Below are 17,459 nucleotides of genomic sequence, written 5' to 3'. Positions count from 1 at the left end.
ATCATCCGGCGCTAAACCCGCCATTCCTCCCGAACCGGACCAATGGTCCGGGTGGGAATGCGCACGGAGACGATGGTGCCGACGCCTTCCGTGGAGCGGATTTTCAGCGCACCGCCATGCAGTTCTGTCAGCGAGCGGGAGATAGCGAGGCCAAGGCCCGAACCCGTATGGGTCTTGGTGAACTGGTTTTCCACTTGCTCAAAGGGTTGGCCGATTTTTTTCAGCGCCGATTTCGGGATGCCGCAGCCGGTGTCCTCAATGGTAAAGACCAGCGCGCCTGACACTTTGCGGGCGCGCACCGAGATGCGCCCGCCGGTATCGGTGAACTTCACCGCATTGGACAGAAGGTTGATCAGGATCTGCTTGATGGCGCGCCGGTCGGCATTGAGCGTGACGCAATCGGCAATCTTCGTCTCCACCTTCACGTTCTTGTTCAACGCCTGCAACGAGACCACGCGCACGGTCTCATTGATCAGCGGGCAAAGATCGATCTCCTCACGGTCCAGCGAGAAATGCCCGGCTTCGATCTTCGACATGTCGAGAATGTCATTGATGACGTTGAGCAGGTAATTGCCGCTGGTGTGGATGTCCTGCACATATTCCTCATAGCGATCCGAGCCGAGCGGCCCGAACGTGCCGGAATGCATGATTTCCGAGAAGCCGATAATGGCGTTGAGCGGCGTGCGCAACTCGTGCGACATGTTGGCGAGAAATTCGGATTTGGCCCGGTTGGCCGCTTCAGCGCGTTCCTTTTCAACTGCATATTTGCTGTTGAGTTCGGTCAGCTCCAGCGTGCGTTCCACTTCCGATTTACGGGCTAGGCTAAGGTCGTGAATGGTCGCCATCAGGCGGCGCTCGCTGTCGACAAGCCGCTCCTCATGCACTTTGAGCTGGGTAATGTCAGTGCCGACGGATACCAGCCCGCCATCCTGGGTGCGGCGTTCATTGACCTGTAGCCAACGACCATCGGCCAGCTGCCGCTCAAAGGTGAGGGCGCCAGCGCGGCCATGCTCATTGGCCATGCGCTTTTCAAAAGCGACGGCGCGGATGCGTGGCTCCAGTTCCTCGCGGCTGATGCCGGGCAGCAGGCATTCATTGGCAAGGCCGGAATATTGATTGAACTTGCTGTTGGACATGACGAGGCGATTATCCGCATCCCAGAGAACGAAGGTCTCGGAAATGCTTTCAATGGCTTCACGGATGCGCTGGTCAGCCTGCGCGGTCTGCTGGGCAAAGCGGTGCTGTTCGCTGACGTCCACGGCAACGCCGACGAGATGCGTATCGCCGACCGTTGCATCGGCAACCTGGGCGCGCACCCGCATCCAGACCCAATGGCCCTCGGCGTGGCGCATGCGGAACACGCGATCGATCTGGGTAATCTCTCCCGCCGCCACCTGTGCCGCCAGACTGTAAAGCTTGTCGTCATCCTCATGAATGATGGAGGAGATATCGCCAAGCGACAGGATCGCGTCATAGGCCTCATAACCAAGCATTTCGTACATTGACCGCGACCAGTAGACCCGGCCGCGCGCCATGTCCCAATCCCACAATCCGCAGCGCCCGCGTGCCAGTGCCGTGTCGACCCGCGCCTGTGTGTGTTGATACAGCGCGTCCGCATCCTGCGCCCGGGCCGACTGGCTGAAATAGGCGTAGAGGACAACCAGCATGATGGCGGCTGTTCCGGCAAACAGCGTCACATTGACCGAGATCATCCGTCGCCATTCAGCAAATATCGCGTCAACCGGATGCATCACGAATACCGAATAACCACCGCTGCCGGTACGGCTGAAAGCGGCGAGGCCCGCCGTGCCATTCATGCGCACTTCCATCACCCCGGCGCGCTCGCCGAACAGGAAAAGCGGCTGGCCATTGGTAACAAAGCTTTCGAGGTTCTTGTCGCGCCAGCGATCGCCACCCTCCGAAGAGGCGACGATCTTCGATTCACCCGATGCAATGGCGATCCACATGCCCTGAGGGATGAGATCATTGGAACGCATCTCGGCAATAATGTTCTGCAACTCACCGCTGTCGAGTTTCTGACCAGCCTTCATGCGGTTGTCGATAATGCTGGCCATGTGGCTTGCGGCCAACGACAGCGTGGCACGGGCCGTGCGTTCCGTATCGTCGCGCCACGACAGCAGCGACATAGCACGGGCACTGGCCAGGATGATGAGGAAAATAATGATCAGCGGCGGGATAGCCCGGCGCAGGTAGGGTTCGGCAGCGAGCAGCTTGCCATAGGCAGGGTCAGCGAGAAGTTTGATATGTCCGGAAAGACGGGTGCGCCCCCGCGCAGTCTCCCGCTTTCCGGCATAAGTCTTCCCCGTCGGCGCGCGATACGCGTCCGCATTTGCCATCGAATGGCCCCCTCAATTGCCTTTATAATCAGTGATTTGCTTCGCCACGCCGCACATCCGAAGCACCCATAGTGAATCAAAACTGATTCGCTGTGTCCAGTCCTTTTGTTAAATATTTAGCAATCATTGTGGCAGCCGTGAATCAGTTCGCGAGCCGATTCCGCTAAGCCTTTGAAAAGACTCCAAGACCGGGAAAATCGCCTGCGGGGGTAAAATTATGCCCCAGCCAGTGGATAACCGGTTGGGTCAGTGAAATGCGGAAACGGCAGCCGAATCTTTGCGCAAAAACCAGTACGAAGCAGTGATGGGTCGACCAAAAATCGGAGGGAGAACGAGGTTGGTTTTCTAATTCCAGTTCTGTCCTGATGTGGTTAGCCAATGGTCCAATAGATTTCTGAAAGCGGTTTTGCTACCATGGGGTATATGTATCCCATATCTAAGAAAGTAGGGAAAATGAGCAAGCAAACAGCCATCCGCCTTCCGGATGAAACATACGAACGGCTGCAAGTCCTTTCTTCCCGCACGGGCAGGACAACGGCCTATTACATTCGTGAAGCTCTGGACGAATATCTTGATGATCTGGAGGATATATATTCGGCCGAGCAGGTGCTTGAGCGCATTCGGCGCGGTGACGAACAAACTCATTCCCTTGAACAAGTGAAGCAGCGTCTTGGCTTGGAGGATTGAGCTTTCGGTCACGGCAGAAAAACGCTTGTCGAAAATGGGAGAAATCGAGGCAAGGCGTATCATAACATTTCTGGCCTCCCGGATTGCCTCTCTGGATGACCCTCGTCAGACGGGGAAGGGCCTGCGAGGCGCAAAGCTCGGTAGTTTATGGCGATACCGCGTGGGTGATTATCGAATAATCTGTGAAATACAGGACCACAGACTTGTTGTTCTCGTCATTGAAATTGGTCATCGCCGCGAGATATATCGCTAGGGGATATAGCCTCACCCAACAGCAACGACATTTCGCGTGGTTCGTGGTTCGACAAGCCCACCATGAGGGAGAGTGAGGCTGCTATACCAATCTCGAAAGATGCAGAATGTAGCTCCTTCCATCTCCGTCATCCTCGGGCTTGACCCGAGGACCCACCATTTAGATACGCCGAACACTCGGGTTCGCTGATCTCTTTAGCCATGGGTCCTCGGGTCAAGCCCGAGGATGACGGAGATGGGGGATTGTCCTTTCATCACCTCTCTCCCTCATGGTGAGCCTGTCGAACCACGCGATATGGCTGGCACCTGAAGCGAAGAGAGGCAAAAGGCACCATGCTTACCCTCCCCGAGGTGAGGAAGGTGCGAGCGTTGGGGGGAGGCCCTCAAACCTAGGCAAGCGTCCTTTCGACGATATCGCGCACGTCGGCAGACAAGCCTTCAACCACGGCAATGGAAGCCAGCGCTTCCCGCGCATGCTCCCGCCTGATTGCTTCGAATGAACGCCACGAGCGCATGGCCGTCAGGAGCCGCGCCGCAAGCTGCGGGTTCTTCTTGTCGATGATGAGGATCGTTTCGGCAAAAAAGCGATAGCCCTCTCCATCGGCACGGTTGAAACCAGTCTGGTTGCCGCTGGAGAAAGCACCGATCAGCGCGCGTGTCCGGTTTGGATTATCCAGCGAGAACAGCTTGTGTGCCATCAAAGCGCGCACGCGTGTCAGAGCATCGGCACCCGGCTGGGTGGCCTGCACAATGAACCACTTGTCCATAACGAGCGGGTCATTGCCGAAACGCTCTTCAAACGCCTTGAGCGCCGCCTTGGTCGCCTCGCTGTCACCAAAACGCTGGACGAGGACACCGAGGGCAGCCACGCGGTCTGTCATATTATCAGCATGGGTGAATTGGGCCGCGGCGCGCTTTGGATTGCCTTCAGCCACACTCAGATAATCAAGCAGCACATTGCGAAATGCGCGCCGTCCGGCACTGGCCGCATCGGGCTTGAACGGGCCGCTATGGTCGAGATCATCATAAAGCTGATCGAACTTGTGCGCGTGCGCTTCGGCAACAGCACGCATAAATGCCTCGCGGCTGCCCAGAATCGCATCGGGGTCGATATTGCTGCCAAGTTCCCGCGCAATATCGCTTTCCGACGGCAGGCTCAGGCAAAGAGCCCGGAACGCTTCGTCGAGGGAACTGTTGAACGCAATCTCGCCGAGCAGCTTGATCGATGAGCTTTCGATTGTCGCCGGTTTGCCGCCGCGCACACGCTTTGAATTGCTGGTGAGCTTTGCAGCCAGAAGCTGTGTCAGCGCCTGCCAGCGATTGACTGCATCGCCATCATGGCGGGCGAGAAAGGCGAGATCAGAACGGGTCAGCTCGCTGGTCAAGGTAACAGGAGCAGAGAAGCCACGCAGCAACGAGGGCACCGGCCGCTCGGTAATGCCGGAGAAGCTTAGCCGCTCCTTGCGCTTGAACAGACGGATGACATCGCCCTTGACCGTGCCGCCCTTGACCGATTTCGGCTTCAGCTCGCGCCCTTTGGCACCCAGCAGGGCAAATTGCACAGGGATGTGCATCGGCTTCTTCGACGACTGTCCCGGTGTGGCTTTCAGCGACTGCTCGATTTCGATTTCGAATGTCTGCGTTGCCTGATCATAATCATAGGTAATGGCGAGGTTCGGCGTACCGGCCTGTTCATACCACAGTGAGAACTGGCTCAGATCCTCGCCGGAGGCATCCTCGAACACCTTGATGAAGTCTTCGATCGTGGCTGCATCGCCGTCATGGCGCTCGAAATAGAGGTCCATACCCTTGCGGAACAATTCGGCACCCAGAATGGTGCGGATCATACGCACCACTTCCGACCCTTTTTCATAGACGGTGGCCGTGTAGAAATTGTTGATCTCGCGAAACTGACGCGGCCGCACCGGATGGGCGAGCGGACCTGCATCTTCAGGGAATTGGTGCGCCTTGAGGCCCTTGACCTCGGCAATGCGCTTGACAGCACGCGAGCGCATGTCAGCCGAAAACTCATGATCGCGGTAAACGGTCAGCCCTTCCTTGAGACAAAGCTGGAACCAGTCACGGCAGGTGATGCGATTGCCGGTCCAATTGTGGAAATATTCATGGGCGATAACGGCTTCAATGCCAGCATAGTCCGTATCGGTCGCGGTCTCGTGGTCAGCCAGAACATATTTGTCGTTAAAGACGTTGAGGCCCTTGTTCTCCATCGCGCCCATGTTGAAGTCGGAAACGGCGACAATGTTGAAGACGTCGAGATCATATTCGCGGCCAAAGACATCCTCATCCCATTTCATCGAACGCTTGAGCGCATCCATGGCATAGAGCGCGCGTGGCTCCTTGCCGTGCTCAACATAGATGCCGAGATCGACATGGCGGCCAGAAGCCGTGGTGAAACTGTCGGTGATGACACCGAGATCACCAGCAACAAGCGCGAAGAGATAGGCGGGTTTGGGATGCGGATCGTGCCAGACGGCAAAATGCCTGCCATCGGCAAGCGCACCTTTTTCGCCTGGATTGCCGTTAGCCAGAAGCAGCGGCGCTTCCTTCATGCCAGCTTCAACCCGCACCGTATAGACGGACAACAGGTCAGGACGATCATAGAAATAGGTGATGCGGCGGAAACCTTCCGCTTCGCACTGGGTGCAGTAAACACCACTGGAACGGTAAAGCCCCGTCAACTGGCGGTTGGTGGTCGGATTGATTTCCGTGGTGATCTGCAATTTGAACGTGCCGCTCTCGGGCAGGGCGCTGATTTCAAGGCGATCAGGCGTCGCTACATAGGCATTGTCGCCCAGCGCCACGCCATCGATGCTGATATCCACAAGCTTCAGTTCGTCACCGTCAAGGACAAGTGATGCACCAGCGGAAACGCCCGGCCGGCGTTCAATGTGCAATGTCGACTTGACGATGGTGCGCTCGGGATGAAGCGAGAATTCGAGATGGGTTTCGGGAATAAGAAAATCTGTTGGCTTGTAATCTTCGAGATGAAAGACCTGGCCGGTATCGGTACGCATCGGGGAACTGTCCTTTTTGTGGTGCCGGACCCTAACCGTGTTTTCTCCCATGCACAACAAAAGCCATTAGTTTTTCGGCGTATGCTGTTGCTTTTGTTCACTTCCATATGTGCTCGATACATGCAACGTGATCGTTCTGCCATCTGGTGCCAAACGGCGAAGCAGCCTATACAGATATATCAATTATCGTTTTCTCCGTCGCTCCCTCAAGGAATACCAGTCGTGGCACCTATTGTTCACCAGAAAGATGGTGGACCACCCCTCGTGGATACCGTGCGCAGCACCAATGTCATGCTCGGAATTGGCCTCAAGGTCGCTTCGGTCTGTGTGTTCGTCTGCATGTCCAGCCTGCTCAAAGCTTCGGACGGAATACCGGCGGGACAGCTGGTGTTTTTCCGCTCCTTCTTCGCCATTTTTCCGGTCATCATCTTTATCGCCTGGCAAGGCCAGCTCAACGTGGCGTTCAAGACAAGCGAGCCTTTCAGCCATTTCTGGCGCGGGTTCGTCGGGGTCAGCGCCATGAGCGCAAGCTTTTATGGCCTTACCAAGCTGCCATTGCCCGAAGCGATTGCCATCAGCTATGCCACGCCGTTGCTGACTGTGCTGTGCAGTGCATTGTTCCTGCGCGAGACTGTACGGCTTTATCGCTGGACTGCGGTTTTCATCGGTTTGGCTGGTGTGCTGATTATCCTATGGCCGCGCATGTCGTTCTTCACGGGGGATAGCGAGTTTGGCGGTGATCAGGCTATTGGCGCACTGGCGACGCTGTGCGGGGCAGGACTTGCCGCAATCGCCATGCTTCTGGTGCGACGGCTGGTGCAAACAGAGCGGACACCGACCATCGTTGTCTATTTCTCTATTGCATCCAGCATCATCGCGCTGGTCAGCCTGCCATTCGGCTGGGTCTGGCCGAGCCCGGCGCAGGCAACATTCCTTATCATGGCGGGGATTGCAGGTGGTGTGGCGCAAATCCTTTTGACGGAAAGCTACCGCCATGCGGATATGTCGACCATCGCACCGTTCGAATATACGTCCATGCTGCTTGGCCTTGCTATCGGCTATCTGCTGTTCGGCGATATCCCGTCAAACGAGATGATGACGGGCGCGGTCATTGTGATCAGCGCAGGCATTTTCATCATCTATCGGGAACATCGTCTGGGTCTTGCCCGGGCGAGGGCGCGCAAAGTCTCGACGCCACAGGGCTGATCAGTCTTCTTTCGCCGTGCCGAGCGCCGGATTGAGCTTGAGCGTTTCCGGCGTCTGTGGCCGGTCATGCGGATGATAGACAAAATCCGGCCGCTCCGACGGCACCTGCCGTGCGCGACGCAAACTGCGCCAGAAAGCGTGGGAAGCATAGGCAGCATAACAACCTGCCATGGTCATAAAGAACCCGGAGGGGCCGCTCACATCCATCAGACGTCCGGCAATCTGCGGGCCGATCATGCTGCCAATGCCATAGACGATCAGCAGCCCGCTTGACACTTTGACGAACTCGCTCGGCTCGGCAAAATCATTGGCATGGGCAACATTCAGAGAATAGATTGGAAACAGTACCGTGCCGAATGCAAACATCAGTGAATAGATAACCCACGGCGTGACAGGCTGGACGATGATCATCGTCACCGACAGGAACACGCCGATTATCCCTGCGACCACCATCACATAGCGCCGGTCAACAAAGTCGGAAATGCGGCCAATGGGATACTGGAAGATTGCGCCACCGATCATGGCGCTGGCGATCATCGTGGCAATGTCAAACGTGGAAAGACCGATTTCGCGGCCATAGATCGCCGAAAGAAAATTCCACGCGCCTGCAATGATACCCGCAATCAGCGAGCCGATCATGGCGGCGGGTGATTTGCGGTAAAGGCCGGGCAGATCAAGCGAAACCTGTGTCAGCGGGCGCGGTGACTGGGCATTGGAAAGCCCGGTTGGAATGAGAGCGGCCGCATAGATCAGCGCGCCGATCATGAACAGCGCCTGCGTCGCCGGATTGCCGAAGGGCAGAATATATTGCCCGACCAGAAGCCCGATCATCGAAACAATCATGTAAATCGAAAACACCATGCCGCGCGTGGCGTTGGTGACACGCTCGTTGAGCCAGCTTTCAATGACCATGTAGCTGCCCGCCAGCGAGAAACCGGCCAGTGCACGGAACAAGGTCCATGCCCACGGGTCGATAATGAGTCCATGCATCAGCATCGACATGGAGAGCAGGGTGAGAAGAACGGCGAAAACACGGACATGACCGACGCGCCGCACAAGGCGGGGAACGACAATGCAGCCGCCGGTGAAGGCGAGGGCATAGCCAGTGCCGAGCCAACCGACCGTGGTCGGTGACCAGCCTTCAATTCCCGCGCGCAGGGGCAGAAGAATTCCTGCCAAACCTCCGGCGGTCAGCATCAGGAAGGTGCTGGTCAATAGCGCCGTGATCGGCAAGAGCTGACGAAACATATGGGTACCCTGCGTTTCCATACCGAAAGTACAGGGTTCACCGGGCTCCAGAGCCGGAAATTACGACACCGTCATTCCAGTTTTGCGCCATGGCATATGGATTATTGCGTTAATGTGCGCAACTGCATTTTGACGGCGATGAAATCCCGCCAGGCAAAGCGCTTTTGCGCCGCGTTGCGCAGGAGATAGGCCGGGTGCAGGGTCGGCATAACAGGAATGTCGATGCCTGCGGCAGTCCCGTGGGTTTTCCAGTTGCCGCGCAGCCGCAAAATACCCTCAGGCGCATGGGTTAAAGCCTTGGCGGCGGGACCACCAAGGGCAACGAGTAGTTTGGGATTGGCAAGCTCGATCTGCCGTTCAAAGAACGGGCGGCAAATCTCGGTTTCCAGCGGCGTCGGTGTCCGGTTGCCCGGCGGGCGCCATGGAATGGTATTGGCGATATAGACGCCGGTGCGATCAAGGCCAATGGCTGCCAGCATGCGATCCAGCAACTGCCCGGAACGCCCGATGAACGGCACACCTTCCAGATCCTCCTCGCGTCCGGGCGCCTCGCCAACAAACATGATGGGCGCATTCGGATTGCCATCGGCAAAGACCAGATTCTTCGCGGTGAATTTAAGATTGCAACCATCGAACGAGGCGAGCTGCTCGCGCAACTGTTCGAGTGTCGTGGCGCTGGAGGCAAGCTGGCGGGCCAGTGCAATCTTGGTATCGTCGGGTACGGACGTCTTGTTAAGGGCGGGGGCAGCAGCGGCCTGTGGCTCTGGCCTCGATCGTTCTGGTTGAGGTGCTGTTCGCGCCGGGGGTGCCTGAACAGGTGCGCGCGCCGGCTCCACCGCAAAGCGATCAACTGGCACGTCCTCAAGCGGTGAGTCGACACCGGCTTCAGCATAAAAGTGCAAGAGTTCACGCAGGTCAGGCAATGGACAATCCTTTAGCCCGGATTTGAGTGGGCTTGTCTTTCAAGTCGCAAATTGCGCGCGGGATTGCAAGGTCAGGTGGAGGGAATGCGCGGCTCCTGCACCAGATAAAATGTCCGCTTGGGGGTAAAGTCGCCAACGGGAAAATCGAAACTGGCATTGGCGTTGGGATCAACTTTGCCATCCCGGAAGATCATCCGATCATAGGGTTCGAAATTATCGTCATAGGTGGCAAAGAGATTGGAATGGATCATCCCTGTCTTGTCGCCAGGCTGATAAAAGGACAGCCCGTCACCATAGTCGCTCGGTTTGCCGAGAATTTCCTGCAATTCAAAGACGAATTCCACCCACGGATGTCCGCTGCCATTGACTGTTCTGACCTGCAAATGGAACAGAATGCCCCCTTCTTCGGTGGTGGGATTGAGCTGCTCCAGTTTCTCGGTTCGAATGACCAAAGTGACCGGAGCAATCGCATTCAGTTCTTCGGTAATGACAATCGGGTCGTCGGCAGAGCCGGTTCCACTGATCGAGCGGATGGTGAAACCGCCAAGCTCGTCGGAAAAATTATACTGCCCGGCAGTCCAGATCTTTTGCTCCTGCGCAGATGAATGGCTGAAAATCATACTGACGGCCAGAAAGCCGCCCAATGCCCAGATCATCCGAAGCGATCTCATCCCGTCTCCGCTTGTTGGTTATCCCCAGTCCACCAGCAGTTTATTATTCGAGACATTTCAATTGGCACGAGTATGAACGAAATGTGTAAAGTCGCAACTGGGCATGATTGCCGGTTGCAGTTCTCTCTATGGCGGTTGTGCAACTGCGGTAGATCAGCTGATTTTTGCAGAACCCTCAGCAATCACCCCCCTCTGTCCTGTCGGACATCTCCCCCACAAGGGGGAGATCACATTGACATGAACGCCTTTGCACAACCGGAAATGCTTCAGATTTCGCAAAGGCCGTATTGAAGGCTGATCTCCCGCCTTGTGGGGGAGATGTCCGACAGGACAGAGGGGGGTGAAACTTGGCGAGGCAATCACGCGAGGTTCGTGGTTCGACATAACAACCATGAGGGAGAGGGGGGTGGGTTGTGGGGATAGTGGTGGATTGCAGGGTACCAAGTTCTGCACCCTTGGCGATTATCCTTGCATCCCCACTCTCCCTCATGGTTGTTATGTCGAACCACGGATAATCTGTCGCACCGCACTCAAGAATATTGACGTTTACGTCAAGGTAACTTAAAAAACCAATGTATGGTCGTAGGATGAGGGCAATTGGCCGCATCTTGAATGGATGCTAGCCTCTGTCATACGGCTATTGTTGCGCTACAACTGGGAAAAACACAGGCGAAGTGTTTGCGGGGCAGAGCATTCAGGAGGGTTTTATGAGCGAGACAACCGAACTTCCAGAGCGGGAGAGCATGGAGTTTGATGTCGTGATTGTCGGCGGCGGTCCTTCGGGCCTGTCTGCAGCGATCAGGCTCAAGCAGATCAACCCTGAACTTTCGGTCGTTGTGCTTGAAAAGGGCGGCGAGGTCGGTGCCCATATTCTGTCCGGTGCCGTGGTCGATCCTGTTGGTGTCGACAAGCTGCTGCCCGGCTGGCGCGAAGAGGAGGGGCATCCCTTCAAGACCCCGGTAACTGCGGATCATTTTCTCGTTCTTGGACCCGCTGGCTCGGTTCGCCTGCCGAATTTCGCCATGCCGCCACTGATGAACAATCACGGCAATTTCATCGTGTCGCTCGGCAATGTCTGCCGCTGGCTCGGCACCAAGGCGGAAGAACTGGGCGTCGAGATTTATCCTGGATTTGCCGGTTCCGAAGTTCTCTATGACGACAATGGCGCGGTGATCGGTGTTGCCACCGGTGATATGGGCATCGAGAAAGATGGATCGCATGGCCCGGCCTATACGCGGGGCATGGCACTTCTTGGCAAATATACGCTCATTGCCGAAGGCGCACGCGGGTCGCTCGCCAAGCAGTTGATCACCAAGTTCAAGCTCGATGAAGGCAAGGAACCGGCCAAGTTCGGTATCGGCCTGAAAGAGCTTTGGCAGATCGATCCGGCAAAGCACAAGCTGGGGCTGGTGCAGCATTCATTCGGTTGGCCGCTTGATCTGAAGACCGGTGGCGGCTCGTTCCTCTATCACCTTGAGGACAATACGGTTGCCGTCGGCTTCGTCATGCACCTCAACTACAAGAACCCCTATCTGTCGCCATTCGAGGAATTCCAGCGCTTCAAGACGCATCCGGCCATTCGCGGTACATTCGAAGGCGGCAAGCGGATTGGCTATGGTGCGCGCGCAATTACCGAAGGCGGCTGGCAGTCGGTGCCAAAACTGTCATTCCCCGGCGGCGTGCTGATTGGTTGCTCTGCCGGTTTCGTCAACGTTCCGCGCATCAAGGGTTCGCACAATGCCATGCTCTCGGGCATGCTGGCTGCCGAACATGCAGCGGAAGCACTGGCCGCTGGCCGCACCAATGACGAGCTTATTTCCTACGAGAATGCCTGGCGTTCAAGCGAGATCGGCAAGGATCTGAAGCGCGTGCGCAACGTCAAGCCGATGTGGTCCAAGCTTGGCACCGTCGGCGGCGTGGTGCTTGGCGGCCTCGACATGTGGTTGAACACGATTTTCGGTGGCTGGTCGCCTTTTGGAACGTGGAAACACGGCAAATCTGACGCGGCAGCACTGGAACCGGCAGCCAAGCACAAGCCGATTGCCTATCCGAAACCTGATGGCGTACTGACCTTTGACCGGCTTTCTTCCGTGTTCCTGTCCAACACGAACCACGAGGAGAACGAACCTGTTCACCTGATCGTCAAGGACGCAGCACTGCAAAAGTCATCCGAGCATGATGTCTATGCGGGGCCATCCACGCGCTATTGCCCGGCAGGTGTCTATGAATGGGTTGAAGAAAGCACAGGCCCGAAATTCGTGATCAATGCGCAGAACTGTGTTCACTGCAAAACCTGCGATATCAAGGACCCGAACCAGAATATCAACTGGGTGCCGCCGCAGGGCGGCGAAGGGCCTGTTTATACCAGCATGTGATTGGGCGTTCAGTTCCCGCGTGAAATCAAAACCGCCTGCATCCATTGCAGGCGGTTTTTTTATGGGAGCGGCAAAGCGTAGGTCTGTTTGACCGTCTGGCTTGGCACATCTGTCTTCACGTTCTGAATACCGTTTTTGCGGGTGAGATGCGCCGATTGAAAGCGCCTGTAGTCATCCAGGTCAGCCACGACAACGCGCAGCAGCGCATCGCTTTCACCAAGCATAATGTAGCACTCCACCACTTGCGGCAGCTGCTTCATTGCTTCGATAAAGTGGTCGATTGTTTCCGCATCCTGTGCGGTCAGCCACACCCGCGCAAACATCGACAGGCCGAGGTTCACCTTTACCGCATTCAGAACAGCGACATAGCGGTCGATCACACCAGCCTCTTCAAGCAGCTTCACCCGCCGCAGACAGGGGGAAGGCGACAAGCCCACCTCTTTGGCAAGCTCAGTGTTTTGTATCCGGCCATCCCGTTGCAACGCGCGGAGAATGCGTCTGTCTATGTCATCAAGCTGCATTGGCATCCTGTATCAAGGTAGCGGTGTTTTTACGGTAAGAATGCCAACACTATAGAATTATATGGCATCTTAGCAATCCAATTGCTGGCAATCTGGTCTAGGATGTCAGTTATGGAAACCGCCACACTCATTTTCTTCGCAGCCACTGTCCTGCCGCTGATCTGCACACCGGGTCCCGATATGCTTTTCGTGGCCTCGCAATCGCTATCTGGGGGAGCAACTGCTGGCTTAAGAGCAACAGCGGGCATTTGCCTTGGCTATGTCGTGCACTCGGTTCTGGTGGCGTTGGGCGTCGCGGCTGTTATTGCAGCTTCGCCTGTGCTTTTCGAAGCATTGCGATGGCTGGGCGTGGCCTATCTCGTCTATCTGGCGTTCCAGCTGATCCGGTCTGCGACGACAACCGGAAAGCTCACCCTGTCGCCGGACCCGGGCCGTGCAATCCTGCAGCGTGGTTTTCTCACGGCTGTTCTTAATCCCAAGGGCATGATGATTTACTTCGCCATCCTGCCCCAGTTCATGAGCCATACGGGCAGCGTTGCTCTACAGGCGGGCGTGCTGTCCGCAATCTTCGTTGTACTGTGCGGGATCGTCTATGTAGTCCTGAGCATGGTCATTGGTGCAGCCGGTCGGCGGGGCAATTTTAGTGATGGCAGCCGTAAGATGGTCGAAGGCGGTGCCGGTGGTCTGTTGATCATTGCCGCCGGTTTTATGGCACTGAAGTGATGGGTTGATCCGTCAGCATAACGGTCTGCAGATCATGGCCGTCCTCGTCAGCTCCATCGACGGCAAACCGCAGAAGCAGTGGCAAATGATCTGATCCAACCGGCCGCAGCGTTTCAACACGCATGCCCGATATACGATCCGAGACAAGAATGTGATCGAGCGGCATGCCGATCCAGCGCGCCGCCTTGGCCAATGTGCCATTGACGAGCCAGCTTGGACGCAAGCCATCCACCGAGCGGGTCTTGCTCGCTTCCGTAATCTGGCGAACGGTCTGGCTCCATGGCACAGCATTGAAATCCCCGGCGACAATCATCGGCCCTTGCAACCGCTCGAAGTAGGGTCGCAACTCCTCGACATTCTCGGCCTGCGTGAATGGCCACGGCCACTCAAGATGCAATGCGGCGATCAATGCACTGCGCCCACCAAAATCGATACGCGCCATGCCTGCGAGGGCGTTGCCAATGCATTGCGGCGTGGTGCCAAGAGCGAAGGGGCGGCGCGAGAGGATGGCAACGCCGCCAATGCGCTTCGTGCTGGGGCAATAGATATTGTAGGGATAGCGCGCTTCAATTGCTGCAAACTTCGGTCGCCAGCTGTCCGAGACTTCCTGCAACGTAATGACGTCAGGGGCCTGTTGCGCGATCAATCGGATCACGTCAGTCTGTTCGACATTGTCAAAGCGAAGATTCAGCTGCAACAGCTTGTACTCAGGCCGACCAGATGGTTCCGCCACACGGGATGTTCCGGCAGAAGCCGGTGACGGGGTAGGCGCAAGGACAGTCGACAGGGCCATCACCGCAAGCACAATCGCCATCAGGCCTTCGCGCCACAAGCCCATGAATAGCGCCGGTAAGGCCGTAATGATCATCAGCCCGGCAAGATGCATGCGAAAATGCGCAAAAGCATCAAAAGCCGGATGAACGGAACCAAAAAAACCGAGAACCAAAGGCACCGATAGCAGAACCGGCACCAGCACGGCCGCAAGCTTCATCCAGGACGATTTTGTCGTTGTTACCATGGTCACGCATTAAACGTTCAATTGCGACGCAATCAAGATGGATGAGAAAACAACTCTCAACTGTAGAACCCGTTGAATATTCAACTCTGCATTCGTTGTCGTTCGCCTGAAATTTGCCAAGACTGGGTCATCTCGCATTTGAGAGCGAAGCAGCACGCACCGAGCCAGCCGGTGTATCGGGAAGATAGGCCTCCCCGACCATGGCAATGGCCTTGCTCTCAAACCTGGAGGTGACATGATGTGGCGTAAACCACTGAGCATCACCCTGGAAGTAAAAAGAACCCGGACCGGCTGGCAGCTGGTGATCCGGGTTCGATTTAACTTCTAGGAAAAGGGGGTGGGCGAAAGCCCGCCTCCACTCCGGAAGGATACGGCATTTTCCCCGCTTTTCCAAGCCGAATTTCCTCGAACAACTGGCTTTCAGCATCAAAAATGCATGCGGAGACAACTGTGAAATGCAGCGCGTGATGCCTTTCAACCCTGCATTTGTTGCCATCGCCGGAGAGTTTGCCAAGACTGTGTCATCTCGCATTTGAGAGCGAAGCAGCACGCACCGAGCCAGCCGGTGTATCGAGGAGATAGGCCTCCCCGACCATGGCAATGGCCTTGCTCTCAAACCTGGAGGTGACATGATGTGGCGTAAACCACTCAGCATCACCCTCGAAGTAAAAAGAACCCGGAGTAGCTGGCAGCTGATCATCCGGGTTCGTTTTACTCTCTGAGGAAACGGGGGCGGGCGTAAGCTCGCCTCCACTCCAAGGACAATATAGCAATTTCCGCACGTATTTCCAAACAACAATTGGTTGAATTGCAGGGCTAAACGGGAAAAAAGCCCCGTCTTTGCTACTGGAAGGCCATTTCGAAGAAGCTGCGCAACTTGCGCGAGTGGAGTTTTTCCGGTGGCATTTCCGCCAGCTTCTCCAGTGCGCGAATGCCGATCTGCAAATGCTGGGCGACCTGACGCTTGTAGAACTCCGTTGCCATACCCGGCAATTTCAATTCGCCGTGGAGGGGCTTGTCGGAAACGCACAGCAGCGTTCCATAGGGCACCCGGAAGCGGAAGCCGTTGGCGGCGATGGTTGCCGACTCCATGTCGAGTGCTATGGCGCGCGATTGCGACAGGCGCTTTACCGGCCCGCGCTGGTCGCGCAGTTCCCAGTTGCGATTGTCGATTGTGGCGACTGTTCCCGTGCGCATGATGCGCTTCAGATCATAACCCTCAAGACCGGTAATTTCCGCAACGGCCTGTTCCAGCGCCACCTGTACTTCGGCAAGTGCCGGGATCGGCACCCAGACGGGCAGGTCGTCATCCAGAACGTGGTCTTCACGCACATAGGCGTGGGCAAGCACATAGTCGCCGAGCGCCTGCGTGTTGCGAAGCCCAGCGCAATGGCCAAGCATCAGCCATGCATGTGGACGCAGCACGGCAATATGGTCGGTTATGGTCTTGGCATTGGAAGGGCCGACGCCGATATTGACCATCGTGATGCCGGCATTGTCTTTCTTGGCCAGATGATAGGCAGGCATTTGCGGCAGCCGCCCGATTGGTACACCTGATGTCGGTGCATCATGTCCGGCTTCGGTGATCAGATTGCCGGGCTCAATGAACCGCTCGTAACCGCCACCGCCGTCGGCCATCAACTGCCGGGCGAGGGCGCAGAACTCGTCAATGTAGAACTGGTAGTTGGTGAAAAGAACATAGTTCTGGAAATGCACCGGACGTGTCGCCGTATAATGCGACAGGCGATGCAGGGAATAGTCAACGCGCTGTGCCGTGAAGGGCGACAGCGGCATGATGCCGTCAATATCGTCACTCTCATATTCGCCATTGACGATCCTGTCGTCAGTGGCATTCAAATCCGGCACATCGAAGAGATCGCGCAGAGGGCGCTGAAACGCATCAGCGACGGAGGATTCCACATAGGTGCCTTCAAGGAAGGCGAAGTGGATAGGAATCGGCGTTGTCGATTCCTGTACCGTGACTGGGCCGCCATGATTGCGGATCAGCAGCCTGATCTGTTCTTCGAGGTAGTTTTCGAAAAGATCGGGCCGGGTGATGTTTGCCGAATATTGTCCGGGTGCCGAGACGTGGCCAAAGGCGAGGCGGGAGTCGATCTGCGCATAGCTTGATGTGGAAAGGCGCACTTCCGGGTAGAAGGCGCGAAAATGCGTATTATTTTCCACTTCACCCTTGGCGACCTTGTCAAAGCCATCCCGCAGAAACTGCGTATTTCGCTCGTAAAGGACGATCAGCGCCTGCACGGCGGCTTTCGCGTCGGTAAATTCTTCGGGTTCAACATGGGGTGGCATGCTGATGGCGACGGGTTTTTTTGTTCCGATTCGATTGTTCATACTCCCTAATATAGTCAAATCGGATGTCAGTTGGGAGATGGCAAAAAGCGTGAAATCTCAATTCAGTGTCAGCATAGCGCCGAAGGTGGTT

The 17,459-nt window shown here is 56.4% G+C and carries 13 protein-coding genes; 5 read left to right on the top strand and 8 right to left on the bottom strand.

Annotated elements, in window-relative coordinates:
- Positions 1-11 precede the first annotated feature (11 nt).
- Positions 12-2,357, bottom strand: coding sequence for a PAS domain-containing sensor histidine kinase (locus BLU05_RS12680; protein WP_091880534.1), 2,346 nt, complete (start codon positions 2,355-2,357; stop codon positions 12-14).
- A 453-nt stretch (positions 2,358-2,810) separates the two neighbouring features.
- Between BLU05_RS12680 and BLU05_RS12675 the strand changes: the two genes are divergently transcribed.
- Together BLU05_RS12675 and BLU05_RS12670 are read left to right on the top strand one after the other, a co-directional pair.
- Positions 2,811-3,044 carry a type II toxin-antitoxin system RelB family antitoxin gene (locus tag BLU05_RS12675; RefSeq protein ID WP_091880533.1) on the top strand — a complete coding sequence of 78 codons (234 nt, stop codon included), beginning with the start codon at positions 2,811-2,813 and terminating at the stop codon, positions 3,042-3,044.
- Between the two features lie 34 nt (positions 3,045-3,078).
- Positions 3,079-3,297 (top strand): type II toxin-antitoxin system RelE family toxin, encoded by a 219-nt coding sequence (locus tag BLU05_RS12670; protein WP_244518355.1) that lies wholly within the window; start codon positions 3,079-3,081, stop codon positions 3,295-3,297.
- A gap of 388 nt (positions 3,298-3,685) precedes the next feature.
- On the opposite strand, the gene pepN is transcribed toward BLU05_RS12670, so the two are convergent.
- Complete coding sequence (gene pepN / locus BLU05_RS12665) at positions 3,686-6,331, bottom strand: aminopeptidase N (RefSeq protein ID WP_091880530.1); 2,646 nt, start codon at positions 6,329-6,331, stop codon at positions 3,686-3,688.
- Positions 6,332-6,622: 291 nt separating this feature from the next.
- Here pepN and BLU05_RS12660 point away from each other — a divergent pair, with 291 nt between their 5' ends.
- Positions 6,623-7,537, top strand: a complete 915-nt coding sequence (locus BLU05_RS12660; protein ID WP_091881141.1) for a DMT family transporter — start codon at positions 6,623-6,625, stop codon at positions 7,535-7,537.
- On the opposite strand, the gene BLU05_RS12655 is transcribed toward BLU05_RS12660, so the two are convergent.
- From BLU05_RS12655 to BLU05_RS12645, 3 genes are all read right to left on the bottom strand, one after another.
- Positions 7,538-8,785 (bottom strand): MFS transporter, encoded by a 1,248-nt coding sequence (locus tag BLU05_RS12655; protein WP_091881139.1) that lies wholly within the window; start codon positions 8,783-8,785, stop codon positions 7,538-7,540.
- 101 nt (positions 8,786-8,886) lie between these two features.
- On the bottom strand, positions 8,887-9,708 hold the full coding sequence (locus BLU05_RS12650; protein WP_091880529.1) for a uracil-DNA glycosylase: 822 nt from the start codon (positions 9,706-9,708) through the stop codon (positions 8,887-8,889).
- 71 nt (positions 9,709-9,779) lie between these two features.
- The gene (locus BLU05_RS12645; RefSeq protein ID WP_175540590.1) at positions 9,780-10,379 is read right to left on the bottom strand and encodes a hypothetical protein; all 600 of its coding nucleotides are present in this window, start codon (positions 10,377-10,379) and stop codon (positions 9,780-9,782) included.
- A 707-nt stretch (positions 10,380-11,086) separates the two neighbouring features.
- Here BLU05_RS12645 and BLU05_RS12640 point away from each other — a divergent pair.
- Complete coding sequence (locus BLU05_RS12640; RefSeq protein ID WP_091880527.1) at positions 11,087-12,754, top strand: electron transfer flavoprotein-ubiquinone oxidoreductase; 1,668 nt, start codon at positions 11,087-11,089, stop codon at positions 12,752-12,754.
- Positions 12,755-12,813: 59 nt separating this feature from the next.
- On the opposite strand, the gene BLU05_RS12635 is transcribed toward BLU05_RS12640, so the two are convergent.
- Positions 12,814-13,275: an Lrp/AsnC family transcriptional regulator gene (locus BLU05_RS12635; protein ID WP_091880526.1), complete on the bottom strand. Its 462-nt coding sequence runs from the start codon at positions 13,273-13,275 to the stop codon at positions 12,814-12,816.
- Positions 13,276-13,386: 111 nt separating this feature from the next.
- Between BLU05_RS12635 and BLU05_RS12630 the strand changes: the two genes are divergently transcribed.
- Complete coding sequence (locus BLU05_RS12630) at positions 13,387-13,998, top strand: LysE family translocator (RefSeq protein ID WP_091880524.1); 612 nt, start codon at positions 13,387-13,389, stop codon at positions 13,996-13,998.
- Here BLU05_RS12630 and BLU05_RS12625 read toward each other — a convergent pair.
- Positions 13,982-15,016 (bottom strand): endonuclease/exonuclease/phosphatase family protein, encoded by a 1,035-nt coding sequence (locus tag BLU05_RS12625; protein ID WP_091880523.1) that lies wholly within the window; start codon positions 15,014-15,016, stop codon positions 13,982-13,984. The genes BLU05_RS12630 and BLU05_RS12625 overlap by 17 nt on opposite strands.
- An 843-nt stretch (positions 15,017-15,859) precedes the next feature.
- Positions 15,860-17,368: an AMP nucleosidase gene (locus tag BLU05_RS12615; RefSeq protein WP_091880520.1), complete on the bottom strand. Its 1,509-nt coding sequence runs from the start codon at positions 17,366-17,368 to the stop codon at positions 15,860-15,862.
- Between the last annotated feature and the right edge of the window lie 91 nt (positions 17,369-17,459).

The sequence above is a fragment of the Phyllobacterium sp. OV277 genome, assembly GCF_900104355.1.
Taxonomy (GTDB): domain Bacteria; phylum Pseudomonadota; class Alphaproteobacteria; order Rhizobiales; family Rhizobiaceae; genus Phyllobacterium.
The sequence above is the reverse complement of the archived record's forward strand: the minus strand, read 5'-3'. Positions and strand labels throughout refer to the sequence as shown.